Annotated in this window: 21 protein-coding genes; 15 read left to right on the plus strand and 6 right to left on the minus strand. The window is 50.2% G+C overall.

Going from position 1 to position 23,451, the window contains the following annotated elements:
* Window positions 1-19: 19 nt before the first annotated feature.
* From V7P87_RS03310 to V7P87_RS03325, 4 genes are all read left to right on the plus strand, one after another.
* Window positions 20-715: a pirin family protein gene (locus tag V7P87_RS03310; RefSeq protein ID WP_333796155.1), complete on the plus strand. Its 696-nt coding sequence runs from the start codon at window positions 20-22 to the stop codon at window positions 713-715.
* Between the two features lie 178 nt (window positions 716-893).
* Complete coding sequence (locus V7P87_RS03315; protein ID WP_333796156.1) at window positions 894-1,625, plus strand: TSUP family transporter; 732 nt, start codon at window positions 894-896, stop codon at window positions 1,623-1,625.
* 84 nt (window positions 1,626-1,709) lie between these two features.
* Window positions 1,710-2,588, plus strand: coding sequence for a LysR family transcriptional regulator (locus V7P87_RS03320; RefSeq protein ID WP_333796157.1), 879 nt, complete (start codon window positions 1,710-1,712; stop codon window positions 2,586-2,588).
* Between the two features lie 80 nt (window positions 2,589-2,668).
* The gene (locus V7P87_RS03325; RefSeq protein WP_333796158.1) at window positions 2,669-3,238 is read left to right on the plus strand and encodes a DUF4287 domain-containing protein; all 570 of its coding nucleotides are present in this window, start codon (window positions 2,669-2,671) and stop codon (window positions 3,236-3,238) included.
* A 150-nt stretch (window positions 3,239-3,388) separates the two neighbouring features.
* On the opposite strand, the gene V7P87_RS03330 is transcribed toward V7P87_RS03325, so the two are convergent.
* Window positions 3,389-4,102: a TIGR04211 family SH3 domain-containing protein gene (locus tag V7P87_RS03330; protein WP_333796159.1), complete on the minus strand. Its 714-nt coding sequence runs from the start codon at window positions 4,100-4,102 to the stop codon at window positions 3,389-3,391.
* A 147-nt stretch (window positions 4,103-4,249) separates the two neighbouring features.
* Between V7P87_RS03330 and V7P87_RS03335 the strand changes: the two genes are divergently transcribed.
* Entirely contained in the window at window positions 4,250-5,284 is a 1,035-nt protein-coding gene (locus V7P87_RS03335; RefSeq protein WP_333796160.1) for a CYTH domain-containing protein, read from the plus strand.
* Window positions 5,281-8,103: a bifunctional [glutamate--ammonia ligase]-adenylyl-L-tyrosine phosphorylase/[glutamate--ammonia-ligase] adenylyltransferase gene (gene glnE, locus V7P87_RS03340; RefSeq protein ID WP_333796161.1), complete on the plus strand. Its 2,823-nt coding sequence runs from the start codon at window positions 5,281-5,283 to the stop codon at window positions 8,101-8,103. Before V7P87_RS03335 ends, glnE begins: the two co-directional genes overlap by 4 nt.
* On the opposite strand, the gene V7P87_RS03345 is transcribed toward glnE, so the two are convergent.
* From V7P87_RS03345 to tolC, 3 genes are all read right to left on the minus strand, one after another.
* A complete protein-coding gene (locus V7P87_RS03345; RefSeq protein WP_333796162.1) occupies window positions 8,045-8,692 on the minus strand; it encodes a TcpQ domain-containing protein in 648 nt (215 codons plus the stop codon). The genes glnE and V7P87_RS03345 overlap by 59 nt on opposite strands.
* Window positions 8,693-8,833: 141 nt before the next feature.
* Window positions 8,834-9,757, minus strand: a complete 924-nt coding sequence (gene lpxL, locus V7P87_RS03350; protein ID WP_333796163.1) for an LpxL/LpxP family Kdo(2)-lipid IV(A) lauroyl/palmitoleoyl acyltransferase — start codon at window positions 9,755-9,757, stop codon at window positions 8,834-8,836.
* A gap of 103 nt (window positions 9,758-9,860) precedes the next feature.
* Window positions 9,861-11,162, minus strand: a complete 1,302-nt coding sequence (gene tolC, locus V7P87_RS03355; protein ID WP_333796164.1) for an outer membrane channel protein TolC — start codon at window positions 11,160-11,162, stop codon at window positions 9,861-9,863.
* Window positions 11,163-11,277: 115 nt separating this feature from the next.
* Between tolC and nudF the strand changes: the two genes are divergently transcribed.
* The 9 genes from nudF to rraB all read left to right on the plus strand — a co-directional run bounded on the left by nudF (window position 11,278) and on the right by rraB (window position 20,722).
* The gene (nudF, locus tag V7P87_RS03360) at window positions 11,278-11,913 is read left to right on the plus strand and encodes an ADP-ribose diphosphatase (protein ID WP_333796165.1); all 636 of its coding nucleotides are present in this window, start codon (window positions 11,278-11,280) and stop codon (window positions 11,911-11,913) included.
* A gap of 6 nt (window positions 11,914-11,919) precedes the next feature.
* A complete protein-coding gene (locus tag V7P87_RS03365; protein WP_296295625.1) occupies window positions 11,920-12,381 on the plus strand; it encodes a DUF1249 domain-containing protein in 462 nt (153 codons plus the stop codon).
* On the plus strand, window positions 12,381-13,178 hold the full coding sequence (locus tag V7P87_RS03370; protein WP_333796166.1) for a metallophosphoesterase: 798 nt from the start codon (window positions 12,381-12,383) through the stop codon (window positions 13,176-13,178). Before V7P87_RS03365 ends, V7P87_RS03370 begins: the two co-directional genes overlap by 1 nt.
* Window positions 13,175-13,750, plus strand: a complete 576-nt coding sequence (locus V7P87_RS03375; protein WP_333796167.1) for a YqiA/YcfP family alpha/beta fold hydrolase — start codon at window positions 13,175-13,177, stop codon at window positions 13,748-13,750. The genes V7P87_RS03370 and V7P87_RS03375 overlap by 4 nt, the downstream gene beginning before the upstream one ends.
* Window positions 13,751-13,831: 81 nt before the next feature.
* Entirely contained in the window at window positions 13,832-15,724 is a 1,893-nt protein-coding gene (gene parE / locus V7P87_RS03380; RefSeq protein WP_296295631.1) for a DNA topoisomerase IV subunit B, read from the plus strand.
* 145 nt (window positions 15,725-15,869) lie between these two features.
* Window positions 15,870-17,204, plus strand: coding sequence for a tetratricopeptide repeat protein (locus tag V7P87_RS03385; protein WP_333796168.1), 1,335 nt, complete (start codon window positions 15,870-15,872; stop codon window positions 17,202-17,204).
* A gap of 18 nt (window positions 17,205-17,222) precedes the next feature.
* Window positions 17,223-19,478, plus strand: a complete 2,256-nt coding sequence (gene parC, locus V7P87_RS03390) for a DNA topoisomerase IV subunit A (RefSeq protein ID WP_333796169.1) — start codon at window positions 17,223-17,225, stop codon at window positions 19,476-19,478.
* A gap of 124 nt (window positions 19,479-19,602) precedes the next feature.
* Window positions 19,603-20,349 (plus strand): 1-acylglycerol-3-phosphate O-acyltransferase, encoded by a 747-nt coding sequence (locus V7P87_RS03395; protein ID WP_333796170.1) that lies wholly within the window; start codon window positions 19,603-19,605, stop codon window positions 20,347-20,349.
* Window positions 20,350-20,353: 4 nt separating this feature from the next.
* Window positions 20,354-20,722, plus strand: coding sequence for a ribonuclease E inhibitor RraB (rraB, locus tag V7P87_RS03400; RefSeq protein WP_260655994.1), 369 nt, complete (start codon window positions 20,354-20,356; stop codon window positions 20,720-20,722).
* Window positions 20,723-20,833: 111 nt separating this feature from the next.
* Here rraB and V7P87_RS03405 read toward each other — a convergent pair whose 3' ends face one another.
* Both V7P87_RS03405 and V7P87_RS03410 read right to left on the minus strand, forming a co-directional pair.
* Window positions 20,834-21,829: a DUF481 domain-containing protein gene (locus V7P87_RS03405; RefSeq protein WP_333796171.1), complete on the minus strand. Its 996-nt coding sequence runs from the start codon at window positions 21,827-21,829 to the stop codon at window positions 20,834-20,836.
* Between the two features lie 144 nt (window positions 21,830-21,973).
* Window positions 21,974-23,425 carry a Na+/H+ antiporter NhaC family protein gene (locus tag V7P87_RS03410; protein ID WP_333796172.1) on the minus strand — a complete coding sequence of 484 codons (1,452 nt, stop codon included), beginning with the start codon at window positions 23,423-23,425 and terminating at the stop codon, window positions 21,974-21,976.
* Window positions 23,426-23,451 lie beyond the last annotated feature (26 nt).

A 23,451-nucleotide genomic window follows, 5' to 3' on the forward strand; every position in this document is an offset into this window, starting at 1 on the left:
CAGGGCAGAGGAGTTCCTGATGTTTGAAATTATTCGTGCCAATGAGCGGGGCGCCGCCCATTTTGGCTGGCTGAAGAGTAAACACACTTTTTCTTTTGGCAATTATTACAACCCAGAACAAATGGGGTTTTCTGCCCTGAGAGTGATTAACGACGACGAAGTGGCGCCTGGTGCGGGTTTTCAAACCCACAGCCATCAGAATATGGAAATTATCAGTTATGTGTTAAGTGGCACCATAGCGCACAAAGATTCGGCCGGGAATGAAAAAACCTTGCCGGCCGGTGAGTTTCAGCTGATGAGTGCCGGCCGTGGTATTTCCCATAGTGAATTTAATGCCAGTCACAGTGACAAACTGAAGTTTTTGCAAATTTGGATCCAGCCGAATCAGCAAAACGGTGAACCCGGTTATCAGCAAAAAGACTTTGGCGAAGCTGTGGGCTTAACCCCGGTGATCACGCCGGACGGGCGCGATGGCACTTTGCAGATCAAACAAAATGCCAGCCTGTCGCAGCTGATTTTGTTGCCACAACAGCAGCTGGCGCTGCCTGTGCAACCTGGCAAAGCTTATTATCTGCACCTGATCAACGGTGAGTTGCAGCTCCTGAGCCAGACGTTATTGCCGGGGGATGGGATAAAAATGCTGCAACTGGCTGAGCTTGCTGTAAAAGCCGGAAGCGATCACGTGCGGGCACTGTTTTTTGAATTGCCGGCTTAAGCTGGGTAAAGTCTGATCATAAAATCAGACAGCTAAGCAACAGGGCCGCTGCAGTGCACCTGTCTTGTTGTTTGGCGAAGCCGGTTACATAGACAGGTTACAGAGGCCGGTTGTATCAGCCGGCTTTACCGCTGAGAGTCATCAGTTGCTGCAGTAAAAAAGCACAGGGGCCTTACAAATGACGTTGGAAATGGGCTTGCTGCTGGCTTTGGTGGTGCTGTTATCCGGCATCTCCAAAGCGGCTTTTGCCGGCGGTCTGGGTTTATTGGCGATGCCGCTGTTGTTATTGCTGTTTGATGCCAACACAGCGCTTGGGTTGTTATTGCCGCTGTTAATCATGCTGGACCTTTTTACCATCCGCCGTTATTGGCAGCGCTGGAACTGGATGGTATTACGCCAGTTATTGCCGGCCGCAGTGCTTGGCGTGGCGGTGTCGGCGTTATTGTTAGGGGCGCTTTCGGCCGCAGAGTTACAGTGGGTGATAGGCGCTGGTTCTGTGCTTTTTGCGCTGCGCTATTTTAGCGGCCTGCAAAGTAGCGTGTTGCTTGCCAGCCGGCCTATGGGAGTACTGATGGGGTTTATCAGTGGGGTAAGTTCTACTTTGTTACATGCCGGCGGGCCGCCGCTTGCCATGCATTTATTGGCGCGCAAACTGCCTTCCGCTGAATATATTGCCACTTCGGCGCTGTTTTTTGCGCTGCTGAATCTGTTAAAACTGCCGGCTTTTATTGTGCAGCAACAACTGAACTGGACCTTGCTGCTGTGGGCTTTGCCTTTTATGCCCTTGTGTTATGTCGCTATCCGGCTGGGTTATTGGTTAAAGCAGCGCCTTGAGGACAAACATTTTTTACCTTTAGTGCATCTGTTATTGCTGCTGGCCGGGCTGAAGTTATTATGGCCGACAGGTTAAAACCAAAGCTGATGGCTGCTTAGTTTTGTGGCTGAGCTGATTGGGATTTGTTATCAGTACAGCAGAATTATCAGGAGTAGAATGATGGCACGTTCCACCATAGAACAGTGGCGCATGTTTAAAGCTGTGGCCGAGCAAGGCGGTTTTCAGCAAGCGGCCGATGTGATTTATAAAAGTCAGTCCAGCATCCACCATGCGGTGCATAAAATGGAAGAGCTGCTTGGTGTGACCTTATTTCAGACCGAAGGGCGCAAAACCCAGTTAACGGCGGCCGGTGAGCAGTTGCTGCGCCGGGTGAATTATTTGCTGGCTGAAGCTGAACGAATGGAAAACGTGGCGCTCAATTTAAAAAGTGGCGTGGAGTCCAGTTTGCCAATAGCGGTCGACGAGGCTTTTCCACGCGATGTGTTGTATCAGGCGCTGGCGGCGGTTTCCAGCGAATATCCGCTGATCCGCATTGAGCTGATGGAAACCATTTTAACCGGCGCCAATGAGTTGCTAAGCCAGGGCAAAGTGGAAATTGCGTTATCACCTTTCACCCTGCCGAATAATTTGAGTGAAGATATTTGTCAGGTGGAATTTATTGCAGTGGCGGGGGCGGCGCACCCGCTGAATGTGCCCAAACGCATGCTGAGCCTGGAAGAGCTAAAAAGCTGCCGGCAAATAGTGCTGCGTGACTCGGCGCTGGAGCAGAAAAAAGATGTTGGCTGGCTTGGCTCTGAGCAGCGCTGGACCGTCAGTCATGTGGGTACTTCCATTGAATTACTGCGCAAAAACTTAGGTTTTGCCTGGTTACCACGCACTGCAGTTCAACCTTATCTGGATGACGGCTCTTTAGTGCCGCTGCAGTTACCACGCGGCAGCAGCCGCAGCAGCAGTTTTTATCTGAATTTTAATGACGCCGACACTTTAGGCCCGGTAGCCCGCTGTTTTATTGGCCATTTAAGGTATTTATTGCCTTAGCACCAGACTAGTTTGTTTGTACTTTGCGACTGAATGTTTTATACCCAAAGCGGCACTTCAGGCAGAGGCAGGACTATTCAATGGCAGATTTACAACAGGCGCTGGCAACACAGCTGGCCAATATCGAAAAACGCAGTGGCAAAACACTGGCTGAGCTTGCGGTTATTATTCAGCAAAGTGGTTTGCAAAAACACAGTGAGCTGGTGGCCATGCTCAAAACCGAACTGGGCATGGGCCATGGTGATGCCAATACACTGGTGCACACAGTGCGTCAGTCGGATGGCCAGTCAGCTGCGGCAACGCTGAGCGACACACAGGTGCTGGATGCTTTATATACCGGCGCTAAAGCACAGCTCAGACCTATTCACAACCAATTACTTGAGGTTCTTGCCCAATTTGGCGATTTTGAGGCTGCGCCGAAAAAAACTTATGTCAGCTACCGGCGGAAAAAACAATTTGCCATGATAGGACCTGCCACTAACACTCAGCTGGAAATAGGGCTGAATATTAAAGAGTTGCCGCAAAGCCCACGCTTAAAAGTGTTGCCGGCCGGGCAAATGTGTAATTTTAAACTGCGCTTAAGCACAGTGGCTGAAGTGGACGCTGAGCTGATAGGCTGGTTACAGGCCGCTTATCAGGCGGCTGGTTAACACCGGGTGTAATACCTGATTTAACAGCGGCCCGCTGCTTTGCCAAATATAAAGTGAGCCAACAGGCTCCCTTTATATGTAAACCGCAACTTGGTGCCATCACAGTTTTTCTTTTGAGATGAAGATAATGCGGCTCTTTTGGGTTTAATGTTACATCCAGCGGTCTTTACGACGGCGGTTTGGCATAAATACCGGTAAAATTAAGCCTAGTAATAAACCAGCCGCCAGAATACCGCCGCCTATCACCATTTTATTCTGTGCCAGTTCCGGGTTTTGTTCAGCCAGTTGTTTGGTTAGGGCAGCTGTGGTTTGTTTGGCCAGTTCCGCTTCTTTTATGGCCTGATCCCGTGCAGCTTCAGCATCGGTCAGCGCAGTTTGCATACTGCTGCGTTCCTGTTCAAACTGCGCCACCATCATTTCCTGCTGACGCAGCTGCTGTTTTAAACTTTCCAAGTCAGACTTGGGGCTGGCGCTGTAGGTAATATATTCACCACTGAGCCAGCCTTCGGTGCCGGCGTCATCACGAATTTTAATAAAACCATTGGCCGGGTTCTGACCGATATAAGTGACATTTTCACCGGCGCGAACTGTCGAAATAGTGCGGTATTCATTGCCCGGACCTGAACGTACCGGCGTGCTTAAAGTGTCGATAATAAACGCAGGTTTTTCATTGCTGGGTTTGGCCGCGGTTTGGGCTTCAGTGCTGACTGGTTGCGGATTATTCACTTCAGCCCTGGTTTCTGTGTTTTTTTCAGTGGCTGTTGGCGCCGCTACTTCGGGACTTGGTGTGGTTTGTTGTGACAACACCACTGGGCTCAGTGTCAGGGCAGCACCCAATAACATAAAACGGCATAAATCAGACATAAATTGTTCACATCCAGCATCAGACAGCAATAATGCCTTGGATCATAGGGAGTTGTTAACGGCTTGACAAGCAAAAACACTTGCTGGCTCAGGGCTTATATCCTATGTTGCCGACATCAAGCAAAGCCAGAGCACAAAGAGCAGCAGATGAGTATCGAAGTGGAATTAAAGTTATGGCTGACTGAAGCCATGTCGCCTTCTTTATTGAGCAGAATCCAGCAAAGCTGGCAGCAACTGGCGGTCAAAGTGGAATTAGCGGAGCCTGCCCAATTACTGAATGCTTATTTTGAAACGCCGGATCAGTGGTTTCGCCGGCACGACAGTGGCCTGCGCAGCCGATTAAAAAAAGGCCGTTTTGAACAAACCATCAAGCTGGCCGGCCAGCAGCAAGGCGCGGCCCACATCAGGCCTGAATATAATGTGCCTTGTGACTCAGTGTTGCCAAAGTTGTCGGCTTTTCCGGCTCATATCTGGCCAGAAGGTACAGCTGTGGATGTGTTGCAGCAGCAATTACAGGAAATGTTCCGCACCGATTTTATCCGCCACAGTGCACTGTTGACACTGGCAGATGGCACTGTGCTGGAAGCTGTGCTGGATCAGGGCGAGGTTATTGCCGGCACCAGCACTCAGCCCATTCTGGAAATGGAGCTGGAGCTGGTCAGTGGTGATGCCCGGCAGCTGTTTCAGCTCGCCAGGTTATTGTGTCAGCAGTTGCCACTGGCGCTGGGGTTTCAGTCCAAAGCTGAACGGGGTTATTTGCTGGCACAACAACAGGTGCTGAGCTGGCAGCAAAGTGGCCCTGAGCAGCCACTGAGCGCCCAGTTGCGTGCCTTGTTGCAAAATTTATGGTTGCAACAACAAAGCCATGCGCTGCCGGCTGAGCTGGCTGCTTCTTTTGTGGTCAGGCTGAAACAACAATGGCTGGATTTGCAGCAGGCTTTAGCGCAGCAGGTATTGGCGCAGCAACAGGCTTTGTCACCGGCAACAGCGCCAGTGGCGACGCTTCAGGCTTTGCTGGCCGAAGCAAAGGCAATAGCGGCAGCGCCCGGCACCGGCATGACCTTATGGTTATTGGATTTGTCCGAATTGTTGTTACAACTGCCGGCAGACTCCAAAGCGCACAGCACACAAATTTCTGACAAAAAAAGTACTGACAACAAAAGTTCTGAGGAGCAGCAATGAGCCAGGCCAGCACACTGCCCGACATGCTTAAAGCAGAAATTCAGCTGCAATATCAGGCGATTATGACGCAGTTGTCACAAGCTGAGCCTGCAGTGACATTAAACACTACGGAGCAGCAGCAATTACAACATTTACTCGGCTGCAGCAGTTTTGCCGGCAGAGTGCTGTTGCAACAACCGGCATTATTACCGGCGATTTTGCACTCTGAAACGCTGGCACCGCTGCAACTGGCGGACAATCTGACAGAAGCTCAGGTGATGACAGCGCTCAGGCTCTATAGAAACGCTCAGTTATGCCACATTCTGGCTGATGATGTGCTCCATCAGCAGCAGGTTGAGCAGTCGCTGCGGCGGGTGTCACAGCTTGCCGATGAGTTAATTAACGCCGCTTATCAGTTTGCCTATCTGGAAGTGGCACAGCAGTGGGGGCAGCCGCTGGATAGTCAGGGCCGGGCTATGCCTTTGCTGATTTTAGGTATGGGAAAACTGGGTGGCGCAGAGCTGAATTTTTCCTCCGATATCGACCTGATTCTGGTGTATCCGCAACATGGTGAAACTCAGGGCGGACGGCGCAGTTGTGACCACGCCCAGTTTTATACCAAAGTAGGGCAAAAGCTGATTGCGCTGTTGCATCAGGTGACAGCCGACGGTTTTGTTTACCGGGTTGATATGCGGTTGCGCCCTTTTGGTGACAGTGGCCCGCTGGTGCTCAGTTTTGCCGCTTTTGAAGATTATTACCAGGCGCAGGGTCGCGACTGGGAACGTTATGCCATGCTTAAAGCCCGGATTTTAAACCCGGTAGAGCCTTATGCCAGCGAGCTGCAGGCCATGCTCAGGCCTTTTGTGTACCGGCGTTACATCGATTATTCGGCCATTGAGTCACTGCGGCGGATGAAGCAGCTGATAGAGCAGGAAAACCGCCGGAAAAACCGCACCGACAATATTAAACTGGGCGCCGGTGGCATCCGTGAAGTGGAGTTTATTGTGCAAACGCTGCAGCTGATCCGCGGTGGCCGTATTCCACAGTTACAGCAGGTGTCTATTTATCTGGCGCTGCAGGCACTGGCTGACAATGACATTCTGCAACCCGAACAAATGCAGCAGCTGAAGGCCGACTATTCGGCGCTACGCCAGGTCGAGCAGCTGCTGCAGGGCATGGACGACCAGCAAACCCAGACTCTGCCGCAGGATAGGGTGTTGCGTCAGCGGCTGGTATTGGCCTGTGGGGATGCCAGCTGGCAAGCGCTTGAAGCGCGGATCAGCGCCACTATGGCTCGTGTGCATCAGCAGTTTAAGCAGGTGATCGCCCATGAGGATAAAGCCGAGCCGGAAGATTTATTAACCGGCAGACTGTTGTGGGAAAGTGAGCTGCCAACCACGGAACTGGCTGGCGAAGTGGATTGGTTAAAGCCGCAAGACGCCGCTGTGCTGATTGACAAGCTGCAGCAATTTAAGCTCGATTGCCAGAAAAACAAAGTGGGGCCGCGTGGCCGTGAGTTGCTGGCCAAACTGATGCCAATATTGTTGTCCGGGCTGGCAGCAGAACAAGTTGGCCCTGAAGTGCTAAGCCGTGTTTTGGTGGTGTTTAAACAAATTGTCAGCCGCACCGCTTATCTGGAACTGCTCTACGAAAATCCGGCAGCGCTGCAGCAACTGGTGAAACTTTGTGCCCGCAGTGGCTGGTTGTCATCCCATCTGGCACGTTATCCGATGTTATTGGATGAGCTGATTGACCCTGAGCAGTTGTATCAGGTGGCTACAGTGGCAGATTACCGCGACCGGCTCAGATTGCAGCTGCTGAGGGTGCCGGAAGATGATCTGGAGCTTTTAATGGAAACGTTGCGCCAGTACAAACAAGCGCAGCAGCTGCGGATTGCTGCTGCCGATATCAGCGGTATGTTGCCTTTGATGAAAGTCAGTGACCATTTAACCTGGCTGGCCGAAGCTGTGATGGAAAAAGTGGTGGAGCTGGCCTGGCAACAAATGGTGGAAAAATACGGTTATCCAGCTGGGCTTGGTGCCGGCAGTGATAAACAGTTTGCGGTTATTGCCTATGGCAAACTGGGCGGTCTGGAGCTGGGTTATGGCTCAGATTTAGATTTAGTGTTTTTACATCAGTGTGATGCCAATACGGAAACCAACGGTGATAAAGCAATAGATTCACGGCAGTTTTACTTAAAACTGGTGCAGCGCATTTTGCATTTATGCACCACCCGCACCGCCAGTGGTGTGCTTTATGATGTCGACACAAGGCTGCGGCCTTCCGGCAATGCCGGTTTGCTGACAGTGCATATTGAAACCTACCGCGATTATTTATTGCAGGACGCCTGGACCTGGGAACATCAGGCGTTGGTGCGCACCCGGCTGATTTATGGGGATGCGGCTATAACGCAGCGTTTTGAGCAGATCCGCGCCGAGGTGCTGGGAAAACCTCGGGACTTGATGCTTCTGAAACAGGAAGTGCTGTCGATGCGGCAAAAGCTCAGGGAGCATCACGGGTTGGACAATACCGAAGTTAAACACACCGCCGGTGGGGTGGTAGATCTGGAGTTTATCAGTCAGTATCTGGTGCTGGCTTATGGCGCCCAATATCCGGCGCTTTATCAGTACAGTGACAATATCCGCATTCTGGATGCTGCTGCTGCCTGCGGTATGATGTGCCTTAGTGAAGCCAGCGCTTTGCAGCAGGCTTATCAGGACTTAAGGGGGGTGAGTCACAGGTTAACGCTGGAGCCAGCCGATTTAACTGATATGCCGAGTCTTAGTTCGGCTTTGGCACAGGTGCAGCAGAGTTGGCAACAGGTGTTTGCAGAGCCATAGCGGCCTCATTCAGCGCGCGGCAGTTTTGCTGCAAAAAGTTATTGGTTTTGTCCGTCATTACCGCAGCGCGCTCTTTTGGACACATATACAGCAGTACGGGTTTTTCAAAATCCGGAGCTATTGCCGAAGCAATTTCTTTCAGGGTTTTTAAATAATCGCCTTCACTGTGGAAATAATGCTTCACCACATAATCGCGTGGCAGGGTCCAGATCAGTTCAATATCTTCGGCGCTGGCATAAGCAATTAAATCTTCACGGATTTTATTGCCGGCTTTAAAACGGCGCTGCATGATTTTGCCTGTCCAGCCATCTTCGAGCGGTGGCACTGTGTTGGTGCGGGCAGCCAGGGTTTCAGCCAAAGAACCGCTGGTATCAGTCAGGCTGATAATAAATTCTTTGGATAAATCTTTGGTGGCGTCCAGTGAAAAGCGGATTTGTTCATAAAAGTTGGTAAATTCCTGCGCCGCCGCCATTTTGACATGACCGGTGGTATGGGTGGTGTTTTTAAACAGCTCTGGTTTGCTCAACAGGAAAACGGCCAAGGCTATTAAAATAGCTGCTGCAGATAAGTGTTTGATCCAAAACCACATAATTTTAATCTCCCGCACCAGAGGCTGCTGTCATACTAGTCAAAGTCGAAGACGGTGCCAACTAATTTTCAAACTGCCGCTGCAGGCTATTGTTTTATCCACAATAGCCCGGGTTTTGCGGCAGCCTGGACAAAATGCCTGCTAATAAAAACCTTTATCTTCCGGGTTGGGCCTGGTTTTAAAACGCCGGTGTAACCACATATATTGTTCCGGATGTTTTAACACCGCCTGTTCCACCCATTGATTCACCCGGCTTACATCGGCACTGTCATCACCGCTTGGGAAATTTTGCAGTGCAGGCAAAGCTTCCACCAGATAACCACCGCCATCAGGCAGGGTGCTGGTATAAATCGGCACCACACTGCAGTTGGCGGCATTGGCAAATAACAAGGTGCCTGTGGTGCTGGCGGTTTGGGCCACGGCAAAAAAAGGCACAAACACTGCCCGGTTCGGGCCATAGTCCTGATCCGGCAGATAAAAACACACTTCACCTTCGTTCAGTGCCTGGATCAGGCCTTTGACATCTCTTTTGCCAATCATGTATTTGTTGCTGCGGCTGCGGCCGCGATACATAAAATATTCCATCACCGGATTATTGTGTGGCCGGTAAAAACCAACACTTGGATGGGTCAGGCCAAAAGCCCGGCCGGCAGCTTCCAGATGCAGCATATGGCTGGCCAGCAATAACACCCCTTTCCCTTTGGCAAGCTCAGCCTGAATATGTTCATAACCTTGAAAATGAGCCAGCTTTTTAAAACGCCAGTCCGGCCACCACCAGGCAATAATGGTTTCCACAGCGGCGCAGCCACTGTGTTCAAAATTCTCAAGCAGCAGCTGTTGCCGCTCGGCAGCGGTTTTTTCCGGGAAGCATAGTTCCAGATTACGTGCCGCCACTTTACGGCGTGATTTCAGTACTTTGAGCATCAAGCGGCCGAGGCTCCTGCCTATGGCCATTAACCAGCGGTACGGCAACCAGCTCAGCACATAAGCCAGTGCCAGGCCAAACCACAATAACCAAAAACGCGGATGCAACATCGACCACTGAAAAGGTGGGGCTTTAATCACAACAGATCCTCGACAGAAAAAACCGGGGCATTGTAACGGAAATCAACAGACAAAACAGGAGGGGGACAGGTCCAGCCTGTTGGCCGGACCTGTAGGGAGCAGATTAAGCGCTCAGTGCTTTGTTCACTAAATCTAAATCGGCTTCGGTCAGGGTGCCGGCCGCTTGTTTTAATGACAATACAGCCAGGATGTAATCGTAACGGGCTTTGGTCAGATTACGGCGTGCATCAAACAGGTTGCGGGTGCTGATCAGCACGTCAACAATAGTCCGGGTGCCTACTTCAAAACCAGCTTCGGTGGCTTTTAATGCACTTTCTGCAGAAACTACGGCTTGCTCCAGTGCTTTAATACCGGCAATAGCGGCACCCACGTTGTTGTAGTTCACGCGGATTTGACGCAGCACAGAACGATGACCCAGTTCTAAATCTTCACTGGCAACCACGTAGTTGGCACGTTGTACATCTTGTCCGGCAACTGTTCGGCCACCGCTATAGAGCGGCACTGACAACCCAAGTTTTAGATAGTCAGTATCTTTTTGCAGTGTATTACTGGTGTCGCTTAATGATTTTTGCGCAGTTAAATCCACTGTCGGATAATGACCGGCATCGGCGATATCAATGTTATTTTGCGCAATTTCCAGCGCCAGCTTCCGCGCTTTTAAATCCAGGTTGTTTTCTTCTGCAATGGCTACCCAATCAACGGCATTCGCTGGTTGTGGTGCTGTTGCTTTAAAAGCAGTGGTGTTTAGCGCTGCCAAATCGGAATGATAAACACCGGTAATTTCCTGCAAAGCTTCTTTGGCATTTTCCAGTGCATTGGTGGCTGAAATTTCACGGGCCACCACGCTGTCGTATTGGGCCTGTGCTTCATGTACGTCGGTGATAGCAGTTAAACCCACAGCAAAACGTTGTTTGGTTTGCTCCAGTTGACGTTCTACCGCACGTTTTTCTGCCACCACGAAGGTTAAATCGTCGTTGGCACTTAATACATTAAAATAAGCCTGAGATACACGCACAATCAGCGCTTGCAGCGCTGCATTGTAATAAGTCTGACCTTGTAGTGCCTGTTTTTCCGCAGTGGATAAACGGGACCAGTCACCCCAGTTAAAGACGGTTTGCTGCAAGGTAATGGCATTGCCATAGCTGGTACCCATACTGCCACTTGTCTGGTTGGTGCTGGTTTTGCTTTTGGTAATATCTGAGCTGAAACTGATGCTTGGTAAAAAATTAGCTTTGCTGATATCCACAGCTGCCACTGATGCGTCACGCTGAGCAGCAGTTTTTAATACTTGTGGGTCTTTTTTTAATGCCAGTTGATAAACATTTTGCAGATTTTCAGCGCTAACTTGCAGGCTCAGCACACCAAGAGCAGCACAAATCAGCGAATTTAATAAGGTTTTCTTCATAACCCAATCCTATGGAAAACTAAAAGTGAACGAATAATATCGTGTTAGCGTACACTAAGTCACAATTAATGCGTAAAAGTTATACGCCCAAATGTAACAGAATGTGAGACCGAATATGTCTGAAATCAAGGGCATCCATTATCCGGCATTTACCCGGGACGATTTGCAGATTATCGACCAGCACACCGTTTTTCAGGGTTTTTTCCGGATCAATCAGTACCGGATCAAACACAAACTCTTTGCCGGTGGCTGGAGTGAAACTTTCAGCCGTGAGATGTTTGAACGGGGCCACGCTGTCGTGGTGCTGCCTTATTGTGTCAAAACCGACAGTCTGGTGCTGGTTGAGCAGTTCCGGCTTGGCGCAGCAGCAACCAGTGCAAGCCCATGGCTGCTGGAAGCTGTGGCTGGCATGATAGCCGAAGGTGAAGGTTTTGAAGAGGTGGCGCGCCGTGAAGCGCAGGAAGAGGCGGGCCTGAACCTGGGCCGGTTATGGCCGATGCTGAGTTATTTAAGTAGCCCAGGCGGCACCACAGAGCGGATCCATTTATATCTGGGGGAGCTGACCGGCGAGGTGAGCACGGGCGTCTTTGGTTTGCCCGAAGAGCATGAAGATATCAAAGTGCATGTTGTCAGCCGTAAGGATGCTTTGGCGCTACTTCACAACGGAAAAATTGATAATGCGGCAACGCTGATTGCACTACAATGGTTGGAATTACATCTGGCACAGGTGCGTGCCGCGTGGGAGTCGTAAACGCAGATGTCGCTGGCGTCCAAAAAAACAGCTTACAAACCATATGTTCCTGATTTTCTTACTTTATGTGAGCGCAATTACGCACAACTGCGTTTTTTATTGCCGGGTCAACAGGCGGCAGTTTCACCGCGTATTGGGGACAGTCAGGTGATCCAAATTACCGAGCAGGAAGGTTATCGAATTCGTTTGCTGGAGCTGTGCAAATTTACCACCACTATCCGAATTGAACATTTAAGCCAGTCGGTGGCAGCCTGGCTCAGGCCACAGTTTGAAGTGCGGTTATACCATGACGCCCGTCTTGCTGAAGTTGTGGCCTGCCAGCAAATCCGCCGTTTTAAAGCTGTGTACGATTATCCTAATACCGAAATGATGTTGCCTGATGAAAAACGGCAGATTAATTTGCTGCTGCGCGACTGGCTCACCTTATGCCAGCGTCAGGGGTATCGCCGGGTTGAGACACTGAATTGATGTTGTTGAGTTATACTTTTGCGCCGCAAGCCACTTACCGCTTGTTACAACTTTCCGACTGTCACCTGCTCGCTGACAAACAAGGCGAATATCAGCAGATCCAGCCTTATCAGCACCTTGCGCTGTTGTTACAGCGTTATCCGGCTGCAGATTTTGACGCAGTGATTTTAACCGGCGATTTAACCCAGGATCACAGCCTGGCTTCTTATCAGCATTTGGCTGAGTTGCTGTATCACTGGCAACAACACAAAGCGACACCGGTATTTTATCTGCCGGGCAACCATGACGATCCGGCCATGATGGCGCAGGCTTTTGCCAAAGCGCCTTTTTACCCCCACAGCTGGTTACATTTGCATGGCTGGACGCTGGGGTTACTTAATAGCAAAGGCCCAACGCCTGCCGGAGAATTTGATGCTCTAAGGCGCAGCGCCTTGGCGTTGCAGCTAAATCAGCTCAGCACGCCAGTTTGGTTGTTTTGCCATCATCAAGTAGCGCCTGTAGGGAGTTTTATTGATACGCTGGGGCTGCAACAGCCTGAATTATTCTGGCAGTTATTGGCGCAATATCCGCAAGTTAAAGGCTTGGCACATGGCCACTGTCATTTTGCCTACGAGCGGCTGGATACTGTGCCGCAGGCGACGGGCAGGCAGCTGCAGATTGTCGGTTGTCCGGCAACTTCAGTACAATTTAAACAAACAGCAGACTGGCAAACCGAAGATTTGGGGCCACAAGCTTGTGTCTGGACTTTTTCCGCCGGTGAAATACCGGCCGTTTCCTGGGAGTTTATCGGGCTGTGAGTAGTAAGTTAGTGGTGTATTTACACGGTTTTGCCAGTTCGTCGCAGTCAGAAAAAGCGCTGCTTACCGCCGATTATTTTGCCCGCGAGTTACCACATCACCGCTTATTAGTGCCGGATTTGCCTTATACCCCGAACGAAGCCATGGCCTGTTTGCAAGACTTGCTGCAAGAGCAAAGGCCGGATGCAGTGATAGGTAGTTCGCTGGGAGGCTTTCTGGCCACAGTGCTGGCAGAGCAGCACCAGTGTTATGCCGCGCTGATCAACCCGGCGGTACGGCCGCATTTATTACTCGCGAAACATCTGGGTCGTTATTACCATCCGGTCAGACAGCAGCATTATGAGGTTACTCAAGACCATCTGCCGCTGCTGGCGCAATTAGCACCGGCCAAACCCAAAAATCCGGCGCTTTATCAGGTGTTATTACAAAGTGGTGATGAAGTGCTGAATTATCTGGACGCGGTCGATTTTTACCAGCATTGTCAATTAGATGTACAAGAAGGCGGCGATCACAGCTATCAGGGGTATGCCAACAGGCTGCCGGATATTGTCAAATTCTGCCAATTAGCGTAAAACACTGGGGATCAATACAGTGACTTTGCTCCAGCCGTTTTTATAAAGCGGCTGGCATGCCCACAGCAGCCAGAGAACAGCATGACTGAACAACTTTATAATGCCGATTCGATTGAGGTACTGACAGGTCTTGAGCCTGTGCAGCGCCGTCCGGGGATGTACACCGACACCACCCGCCCGAACCATATGGGGCAGGAAGTGATTGATAACAGCGTCGACGAAGCGCTGGCTGGGCATGCTGATCAAATTCAGGTGATTTTACATCCGGATCAATCACTGGAAGTGATCGACAATGGTCGTGGTATGCCGGTGGATATTCACCCGGAAGAAGGTGTCAGTGGGGTGGAACTGATTTTATGCCGCCTGCACGCCGGTGGTAAATTCTCCAATAAAAACTATCAGTTCTCCGGTGGTTTGCACGGTGTGGGTATTTCGGTGGTCAACGCCTTATCTACCCGGGTCGAAGTGGCGGTGCGCCGTGACGGTAATGTCTATGAAATGGCCTTTGAACATGGTTTTAAAGTATCGGAACTAACCATTACCGGCACTGTCGGCAAACGCAATACCGGCACCCGCGTGCGCTTTTGGCCGGATCCGAAGTATTTTGATTCCAATAAGTTTTCAGTCAGCCGGTTATTACATGTGCTCAAAGCCAAGGCCGTGTTGTGCCCCGGCCTTACCGTCAAATTTGAAGACAAAGTTAACGAGCAAAGTTACAGCTGGTGTTATATCGCCGGTATCCGGGATTATTTAGTTGATGCCGTCAAAGACATGGTGGCCTTGCCAGAAGCGCCTTTTACCGGCAGTTTTGCGGCCAGCCATGAAGCGGTGGAATGGGCTGTGCTCTGGTTGCCGGAAGGTGGTGAGCTGGTCACCGAAAGTTACGTGAACCTCATCCCAACTGCCCAGGGCGGTACCCATGCCAACGGTTTACGCCAGGGGTTGCTGGAGGCTTTGCGTGATTTTTGTGAGTTCCGCAATTTATTACCCCGTGGCATTAAGCTGACGCCGGAAGATGTGTGGGACCGTTGTAGTTATATTCTGTCGCTGAAAATGCAGGAACCGCAGTTTGCCGGCCAGACCAAAGAGCGTTTATCCAGCCGTCAGGCCGCCACTTTTGTCACAGGTGTGGTCAAAGACAGCTTTAGTTTATGGCTGAATGAACACACAGAAATTGCTGAGGCATTGGCAGAATTTTGTATTAACAACGCACAAAAACGTTTAAAAGCGGCGAAAAAAATTGTGCGTAAAAAAGTCACGGCGGGCCCGGCTTTGCCCGGCAAACTGGCCGACTGCAGTGCGCAGGATGTCAGCCGTACCGAATTGTTTTTAGTCGAAGGGGACTCGGCAGGCGGTTCGGCCAAACAGGCGCGCGATCGTGAGTTTCAGGCGGTGATGCCGCTGCGCGGTAAAATCCTCAATACCTGGGAAGTCGAGTCAGAACAAATTCTGGCGTCGCAGGAAGTACACGATATTTCGGTGGCCATTGGGATGGATCCCAACTCGGCCGATTTAAGTCAGTTGCGTTATGGCAAAGTTTGTATTCTGGCCGACGCCGATTCGGACGGTTTGCACATTGCCACCTTGTTATGTGCGCTATTTATGCAGCATTTCCGCACTCTGGTCGAGCACGGCCATGTGTTTGTTGCTATGCCCCCTTTATACCGCATTGATATTGGCAAAGACGTTTATTATGCCCTTGATGAAGAAGAAAAAAATGGCATTTTAGACAGGCTGGAAGCGGAGAAAAAACGCGGCAAAATAAATGTACAACGTTTTAAAGGTCTGGGTGAAATGAATCCGCTGCAGCTGCGTGAAACGACGATGGATCCAAACACCAGACGGCTGGTGCAGCTGACCATTGACGATGTGCAGCAAACTTTTGACATGATGGATATGCTGCTGGCGAAAAAACGCGCCAATGACAGACGCGACTGGCTGGAAATGAAGGGAGATCGCGCCGTCATTGCGTAGTGCCAGGTTCTGGGTATACTGCCTGTGTTTTTGTGTAAATACGCAACGGGGATGCATCATTATTCTTATGAAAAGCCAAAGGTTGTGGGTCGTCTTTTTGTGGTTGTCTGCCGTGTTTTTGCTGCCTGCACAGGCCGCAGACGAGGTGAAACTACCAGACTGGCTACTGCAGGTACAACAGCATAAATATAAAAAACCGGAAGCCATGTTGCAGCTGGCTCGTCAGCACGAAGCCGAATTTGGCAGCTGGCCCACACAGTTGCAGGCGGCCTGGTTAAACGAGTTATCGTTGATATATGAAGTACTGGGCCGTTACCGCGATCAGCTCAGCGTGGCCGAGCGGGGTCTGGCGTTAACCCACAATGAGCAAAGCAAAGTACGGGTTGAGCTGTTATTCGGTATGGGGTTTGCGCTGGAAACCCAGCGTGAATATGACGCCGCCAATGACTATTACCAAAAAGGCATGGCGCTGGCTGAACAGCTCAAAGATGAAAAACTGATTATTCAGGGCATGACCAATCTGGCTGCGATGTTGTCCGAAGACAGCGAAGATCCAAAAGCGCTGGATATGCTCAAACAAGCTTACGACAGAGCGGTAAAACTCAATGACAAAGAAATGCTGGCTTTGGTGCAGGCTGAGCTTGGCTTAAATTATCTGACTTTGGGCATTGATGATGAAGCCAGGCAGTTCCTGGAAGCGTCTTTTCGTTTGTTTGATGAGCTCGGTTGGGTAAAAAGTAAACTGACGGTCTGGTATAACCTGGCCTCCACTTACCGTTATTTAAAAAAGCCGGACAAAGCGCTGGAGATTTTTGATCAGATGCTCAAAGTGAGTCTGGAACAGGAAGATCCGGTCAGTCTTTATTACGCTTATATTGGCCTGGCCGGTGCCAGCAGAGATGTAAAAAAGCTTGATGCAGCTATTACTTACATTGAAAAAGCCGAAAGTTATCTGCCAAATTTGCAGTCGACTTTTCAAATCAGTGAACATCATTTTATTAAAGCGCAAATTTACCGCAGTTTAGGTCAAAGCAATCTGGCGCTGCAGGAAGTGGCCCTGGCCAGTCAGCAGCTTGAAGGCAGTAAAAATACCTCTGATCGTTTTTATCTGCTGCATTTTGATCAACTGCGCGCCAAGTTGTATGCCGATACCGGCGATTTTGAAAAAGCTTATTACACCCTGGACAAATATTTTAAAGCTTATATCGACCTGCAGGACGATGAGCGCGACCTGGATGTGCAAAAGTTGCGGCTGAGTTTTGATGCTGAGCGCCAGCAGGCGCGCAACGCTTTATTGGAAAAAGACAATGAACTGCAGGCGCTGCGGTTACAGGAAATTGAGCGCAACCGCCAGATGCAGTGGCTGTGGATTGGTATTTTTGCCTCCACTTCTATGGTGCTGCTGATGTTGTTATGGTGGCAGTGGCGCCGGCGCCGGGCTTTACAGCAAGCCATGTTAACGCCCCCAACCCCGAATTAAGCTGATGTGGAACAGAAGATGACTGAGATCGTCGTAACAGCCGATGGGCTGGAACAATTGCCGTTAAGACGTTTTACCGAAGACGCTTATCTGAACTATTCGATGTACGTCATTATGGACCGGGCTTTGCCCTTTATTGGTGACGGACTTAAACCGGTGCAGCGGCGTATTATTTATGCCATGTCTGAACTGGGCTTGTCGCATCTGGCGAAGTTTAAAAAGTCTGCCAGAACAGTAGGTGACGTGCTGGGTAAATTCCACCCGCACGGTGACAGCGCCTGTTATGAAGCTATGGTGCTGATGGCGCAGCCCTTTTCTTACCGTTATCCGCTGGTGGACGGTCAGGGCAACTGGGGTGCCCCTGATGATCCAAAGTCTTTTGCCGCCATGCGTTATACCGAAGCCAAGTTATCGCGTTTTAGCGAACTTTTGCTGAGCGAGCTGGGGCAGGGCACTGTGGATTGGGTGCCCAACTTTGACGGCACCCTGGAAGAGCCAAAAACCCTGCCGGCCCGTTTACCACATATTTTACTCAACGGTATTACCGGTATTGCGGTCGGTATGGCCACCGATATTCCGCCGCATAATGTGCGGGAAATTGCCTCTGCGGCCTGCCATTTGCTGGATAACCCGGCGGCGCAGGTGACTGATCTGCTGCAATATGTGCAGGGACCGGATTATCCGACCGACGCCGAAATTATTACGCCAAAACACGAACTGCAGGCCATGTACGAAACCGGCCGGGGTTCGGTGCGGATGCGCGCTATTTATACCCAGGAAGACGGTGACATTGTGATCACTGCTTTGCCACACCAAACTTCAGGTGCCAAGGTGCTGGAGCAAATTGCCGCACAGATGAACGCAAAAAAGCTGCCGATGGTGTCGGATTTGCGTGATGAATCTGACCACGAAAGCCCAACCCGTATTGTGATAGTGCCTCGCTCCAACCGCATTGACGTGGAGCAGCTGATGCAACATTTGTTTGCCACCACAGATTTGGAAAAATCTTACCGGGTGAATCTAAATATTCTGGGGCTGGATCAGCGTCCCAGAGTCAAAAACCTGCTGGAGATCTTGCGTGAATGGCTGGTGTTCCGCCGTGACACAGTGCGTAAACGTTTGCAGCATCGTCTGGATAAAGTGCTGGATCGTATCCATGTGCTGGAAGGTTTGTTAATCGCCTTTTTAAATATCGACGAAGTGATTCGGATCATCCGCGAAAACGACGAACCCAAACCTGTGCTGATTGCCCATTTTGGCATTACCGAACGTCAGGCCGAAGCTATTCTTGAGCTGAAGTTACGCCATTTAGCCAAGCTCGAAGAAATGAAGATCCGCGGTGAGCTGGATGAACTTTCCAAAGAGCGTGACAAGTTGCAAAGCATTTTAGGTTCAGAGAAAAAACTGACCAAACTCATTCGTGATGAATTAGAAGCAGACGCTTTAAAATATGGTGATAACAGGCGCAGCCCGCTGGTGTCGCGTGGTGAAGCCAAAGCCCTGAGCGAAAAAGAGTTATTACCAAGTGAAGCAGTCACAGTTGTGTTGTCGGAAAAAGGCTGGGTACGCTGTGCCAAAGGCCACGATATTGACGGCAACAGCCTGCAATACAAAGCCGGTGATGGTTATAAATCGTCGGCTATTGGCCGCAGTAATCAATACGCCGCTTTTATTGACTCCAGCGGTCGTAGTTTTGCCGCCGAAGCCCATGATTTACCTTCAGCCCGCGGTCAGGGTGAACCGCTGACAGGCCGTTTTAGCATAGTGGCCGGTGAAACCTTTGAGCATGTGCTGATGGCCGAAGACAACCAGCAACTGTTGCTGGCAAGCGACGCCGGTTATGGTTTTGTCGCGAGTTTTAGTGATTTACTGAGCCGTAATAAAGCAGGTAAAGCGTTATTGTCTTTGCCAGCCGGTGCTAAGGTGTTGACGCCTTTGGCCATTCACAATCCGGACACCGACCAGGTGGTGGCGATTTCCAATGAAGGCCGCATGCTGGTGTTTCCTATTGCTGAACTGCCCAAACTCAGCAAAGGCAAGGGTAATAAAATTATCAGTATTCCATCGGCCAGAGCCGCGTCGAGGGAAGAATATGTCAAGCTGCTGGCTGTGGTGCCGGCTGAGTCTGGCATTACGCTGGTGGCCGGTAAACGCAAGATGACCATTAAAGCTGGCGATTTAGCCCATTATGTTGGTGAACGGGGCCGGCGGGGTAATAAACTGCCCCGAGGTTTGCAGCGTATTGATGAATTATTGGTCGGTGAAGTGGAATAACCGCAATACGCCGGATTATTTTGCCAGATAACAGCGGATCGCCGCTTTATTACCACAGATCAAACCAGAACCCCTGACACAAGCCGCTATAATAAGCGGCTTTTTTATTGCCCGAGGGTTTGGTGTGCTCGCTTTTATCCGTATTGTGTTGTTGTTATGTTTTATTGTGATTGCTTCCACTATTGGCTTGCTGATTTGTCTGGTCCGGCCCTTCCGTGCTGACAACGTGGCACTTTTTGCCGGCTGGTATGGCAAAGTCAGCCGTTTGTTTGGTGTGAAGGTGGAAATTCGTTATCACCCTGCGGTGCGCTCTGCGATGCCTTGTGTCTTTGTCGCTAACCATCAGAACAATTATGACTTGTTTACCATCAGTGGCGCGCTGCTCAAAGGCACTGTCACCATAGGTAAAAAGAGTCTGAAATTTATCCCGTTTTTTGGCCAGTTGTATTGGCTCAGTGGCAATATCCTGATTGACCGCAACAACAAAAGCCGTGCTGTGGGCACTATGCAGGGCGCGGTAGAACGTATAGTGCAAGACAAAGTATCGGTGTGGGTGTTTCCGGAAGGCACCCGCAGTTATGGCCGGGGTTTATTGCCTTTTAAAACCGGTGCTTTTCATATTGCGCAGCAGGCAGGGGTGCCCATAGTGCCGATTTGTATGAGCCAAACCCATGGCAGAATTAAGCTGAACTGCTGGAATAACGGCCGCATTATAATTGAAGTGATGGCGCCTTTGATGCCGGAAGATTTTGCTGTACCTGTGCGCGAAGTGGCAGAACAGGTGCGCAACCTGATGCAGGAAAAAATCAGCGCCCTTGATAGCGAAGTCGCCAGCGATTACACTGCCGCTCAGAGCAAAGTTACAGGATAACCTTATGGAAAACTGGCAGGAATTTACCAACGACACCATCACCGCTTTATTGGAGGATGGCAGCGATCCGGATGCGGAATACACCATTGAACACCATTTTTATCACCCGGACTTTGCCAAACTGGAAAAAGTAGCGGTTGAGGTGTTTAAGCTGGGTTTTGAAGTGACAGACGCCGAAGAAGTGGAATTTGAAGACGGCGGCAGCGCCTGGGTGTTTGATGCCATTCGTGAGCAGTCGTTAGATGCCGCCAATATCACCGCTGATGCTATTAAGCTGGAACAGCTGGCGCAAAAATTTGGCGTGGAGTATGACGGTTGGGGCACCTATTTTGAAGGTGAAGACGACGGTTATGACGAAGACGACGAAGAGTAACAGCGGATCTTCTCGTGACAAAACCCGGCCTGACGCCGGGTTTTTTTATGGTTTGAGTCTGGGCTGATGTTTTGCCGTTAACCGCTTCTTGCTGCGCTGCGGCTAGTTGGGTTAAAAAGAAGCGCCAATACTCAGTTTTTGCCGTAAATCTTTAATATCAAAAGAAACAGATTGTTGCTTTGGCAAAAAAGCTTCCAAATCCGTCAGGTTATATTCGTAACTCCATGACAAACGCACTCTATCGCTCAGGCGGTAACGCAGGCCGGCATTGGACAGCAGCTCGTAATTAAAATGCAGATAAGACAGGGGTTGATTCAGCAGTTTTAACAGATTGCCTTGGCTGTATATTTCCAAAGGCCACTGACTCAGCTGGTAGTTAAAGTCCCATTCCGTCGCAACAAAATGATAAGACAACGAGGTGTTTGCCAGCAGGTTACGCAGTGGCTCGGTATCCCGAAAAGAAGCGCGTTTTAACCCTGTCATCAGCGTCAGATCCAACTGTAGCTGTGGTTGCTGCAATACGGCATAACCAGGCCCGGTACTGAGATCGATATTTTTATAATCTGCCGCCAGATAGTTGTACTGATAGTCGCTGGTTAAGCGCCAGAACAGGCGCTGCTGCAGGTAATAATCAATGGCAGGGCTTATTTTATACTGATGTGTTTTAGCTGCCTGTTCTTTCAGTTCATAGTCATAATTTAAGTCCAGTGCACTGCGCCATGAACCCTGGCGGTATTCAGCACTGCTGACCAGATTAAACAAGCTGGCATCTTGTTTGCCATATCTGTTACTGGCACTGACATCAAACTCCAGTGACCAGTCAGTTGCCGGTGCGGCCATGGCAGTTTGTTGTGCTGTTTGCTGCTTGTTGTCTACCGGCTGTGTTGTATTGCCGGACTGCACTGTATTGACTGGCTGGATGTGCTGAATATCCTTGCGGTTCAGCACCATGGCACTGTGATATACAGTTTGCAGTGTTACTGCGCTGTCCGTTTGACTGATGATCCGGCCTGTTAAGATATCACCATTGTGCATCTGAATACGCGACTGCTGAAGCTGTTGTGCCAACAGCGGCCAGCTAGAGCAAAGCATCAAGACAGATAACATCCAACTCCTGGCCAACATCAGCAACCTTTTATGCGCGAAAATCTCAGTCTGCCATAACCCGGCTATCACCACCAGCGGGCAAACCGGCAAAACACAGCCAATAAAAAAGCCAGCTTTTGCTGGCTTTTTACCTGTGGCAACAACTTACATCGCCAGATACACAAATCCGCCAAAGGCCAATACCGCAGCTATCAGACAATAAGGCAGCTGGGTAATGGCATGGGAGATCAGATTACAACCAGAGCCCTGGGCGGCCAGTACAGTGGAGTCACTGTAAAAACAGGCCTGTGAGCCAAAAGAAGCGGCTGACAGCAGAGCACCAATCACCAGTGGCACATCAGCGTTTACCGCATGGGCCAGTGGCATCACAATTGGGATTGAAACGGCAAAAATACCCCAGGACGACCCGGTGGCAAATGACAATATTGCCATAGCAACAAACACCAGCGCCGGTAGCATCTGAGCTGTCATATATGGGCTCAGGTTTTCAATCACATATTGTGGCAGCAACAACTTGTCACAGACATCTTTAAAGATAAAGGCGGCAATCACCGTACTGATGGCAGGCAACATGGTTTTAAAACCATTCATCATCACGTCCATCATTTCACTGATACTCATCAGGCGCTGCACGCCGTAGTAGATAATGGTCAGTAATAAAGTGGCAATCACCCCTTTGAGCACATCAGGTTCACTCAGTGAATTTCCAAGCACAATAGTGAAGAAAATCAGTGACAACATTGGCACCGCAAAGTTATGCACTTTACCGTGGCGGTTGCTGCTCTCAAACTCTTCTTCAATGGACTGCATGGCATATTCATCACTGGTGTGATGTGGCATCTGCTGCGAAGCATGATGGCTCTGGCCATGATTGGCGATTTTGGGTTGCTGCTCAGCCAACTCAGACTCAAAAGGCCGGCCGGCCTGGGTTTCCAGCTCGGCTTTTTTCATCGGGCCTAAATCCGGCATAAACTTCAGCGCCACCAGCATGACAATCATAATGGCCAGCCAGGGATAGAACATATAAGGAATGGCCTGGATATAGACCGCAATGCCCTGGCCTTTTTCGGCGATATTATTGTCTTCCAGTAAACCGCCAAAGAATACAGCCCAGGTTGAAATCGGAATAATGACACAGATAGGGGCTGCGGTTGAGTCAACAATATAAGCCAGCTTTTGCCGGGAAATTTTATATTTGTCAGTGACGCGTTTCATCGCTTCGCCCACAGTCAGCGCATTGAGGTAATCATCAACAAAGATGATCACCCCCAGCACAAAGGTCATAAACATGGAGGAGCGCTGACCTGACGCGAGTTGTGAACCGAGCCGGCCAAAAGCCAGGGCGCCACCGGTGTGGATCAAAAGTCCAATCAAAGCACCAAAACCACCACAGACCAGGATTAACCAGCCGATAGTTTCGTCTTGCATCACATTGACGGCAATTTCAGAAAAGTTATGCAGTGACTGTCCGGGGCTTAACATCAATAAACCAACAACAGCACCAACAACCAAAGCCAGAATAGGTCTTTTTAACCAGACTGCCACGGCCATTACAACAACAGGAGGGATTAAACTTAACGCGCTGGGTGAATCCATCAGGGGTTCCTTACAAAAAACTCCAG

Origin of the sequence: Rheinheimera sp. (assembly GCF_036782235.1) — a bacterium.
Taxonomy (GTDB): Bacteria; Pseudomonadota; Gammaproteobacteria; order Enterobacterales; family Alteromonadaceae; genus Pararheinheimera.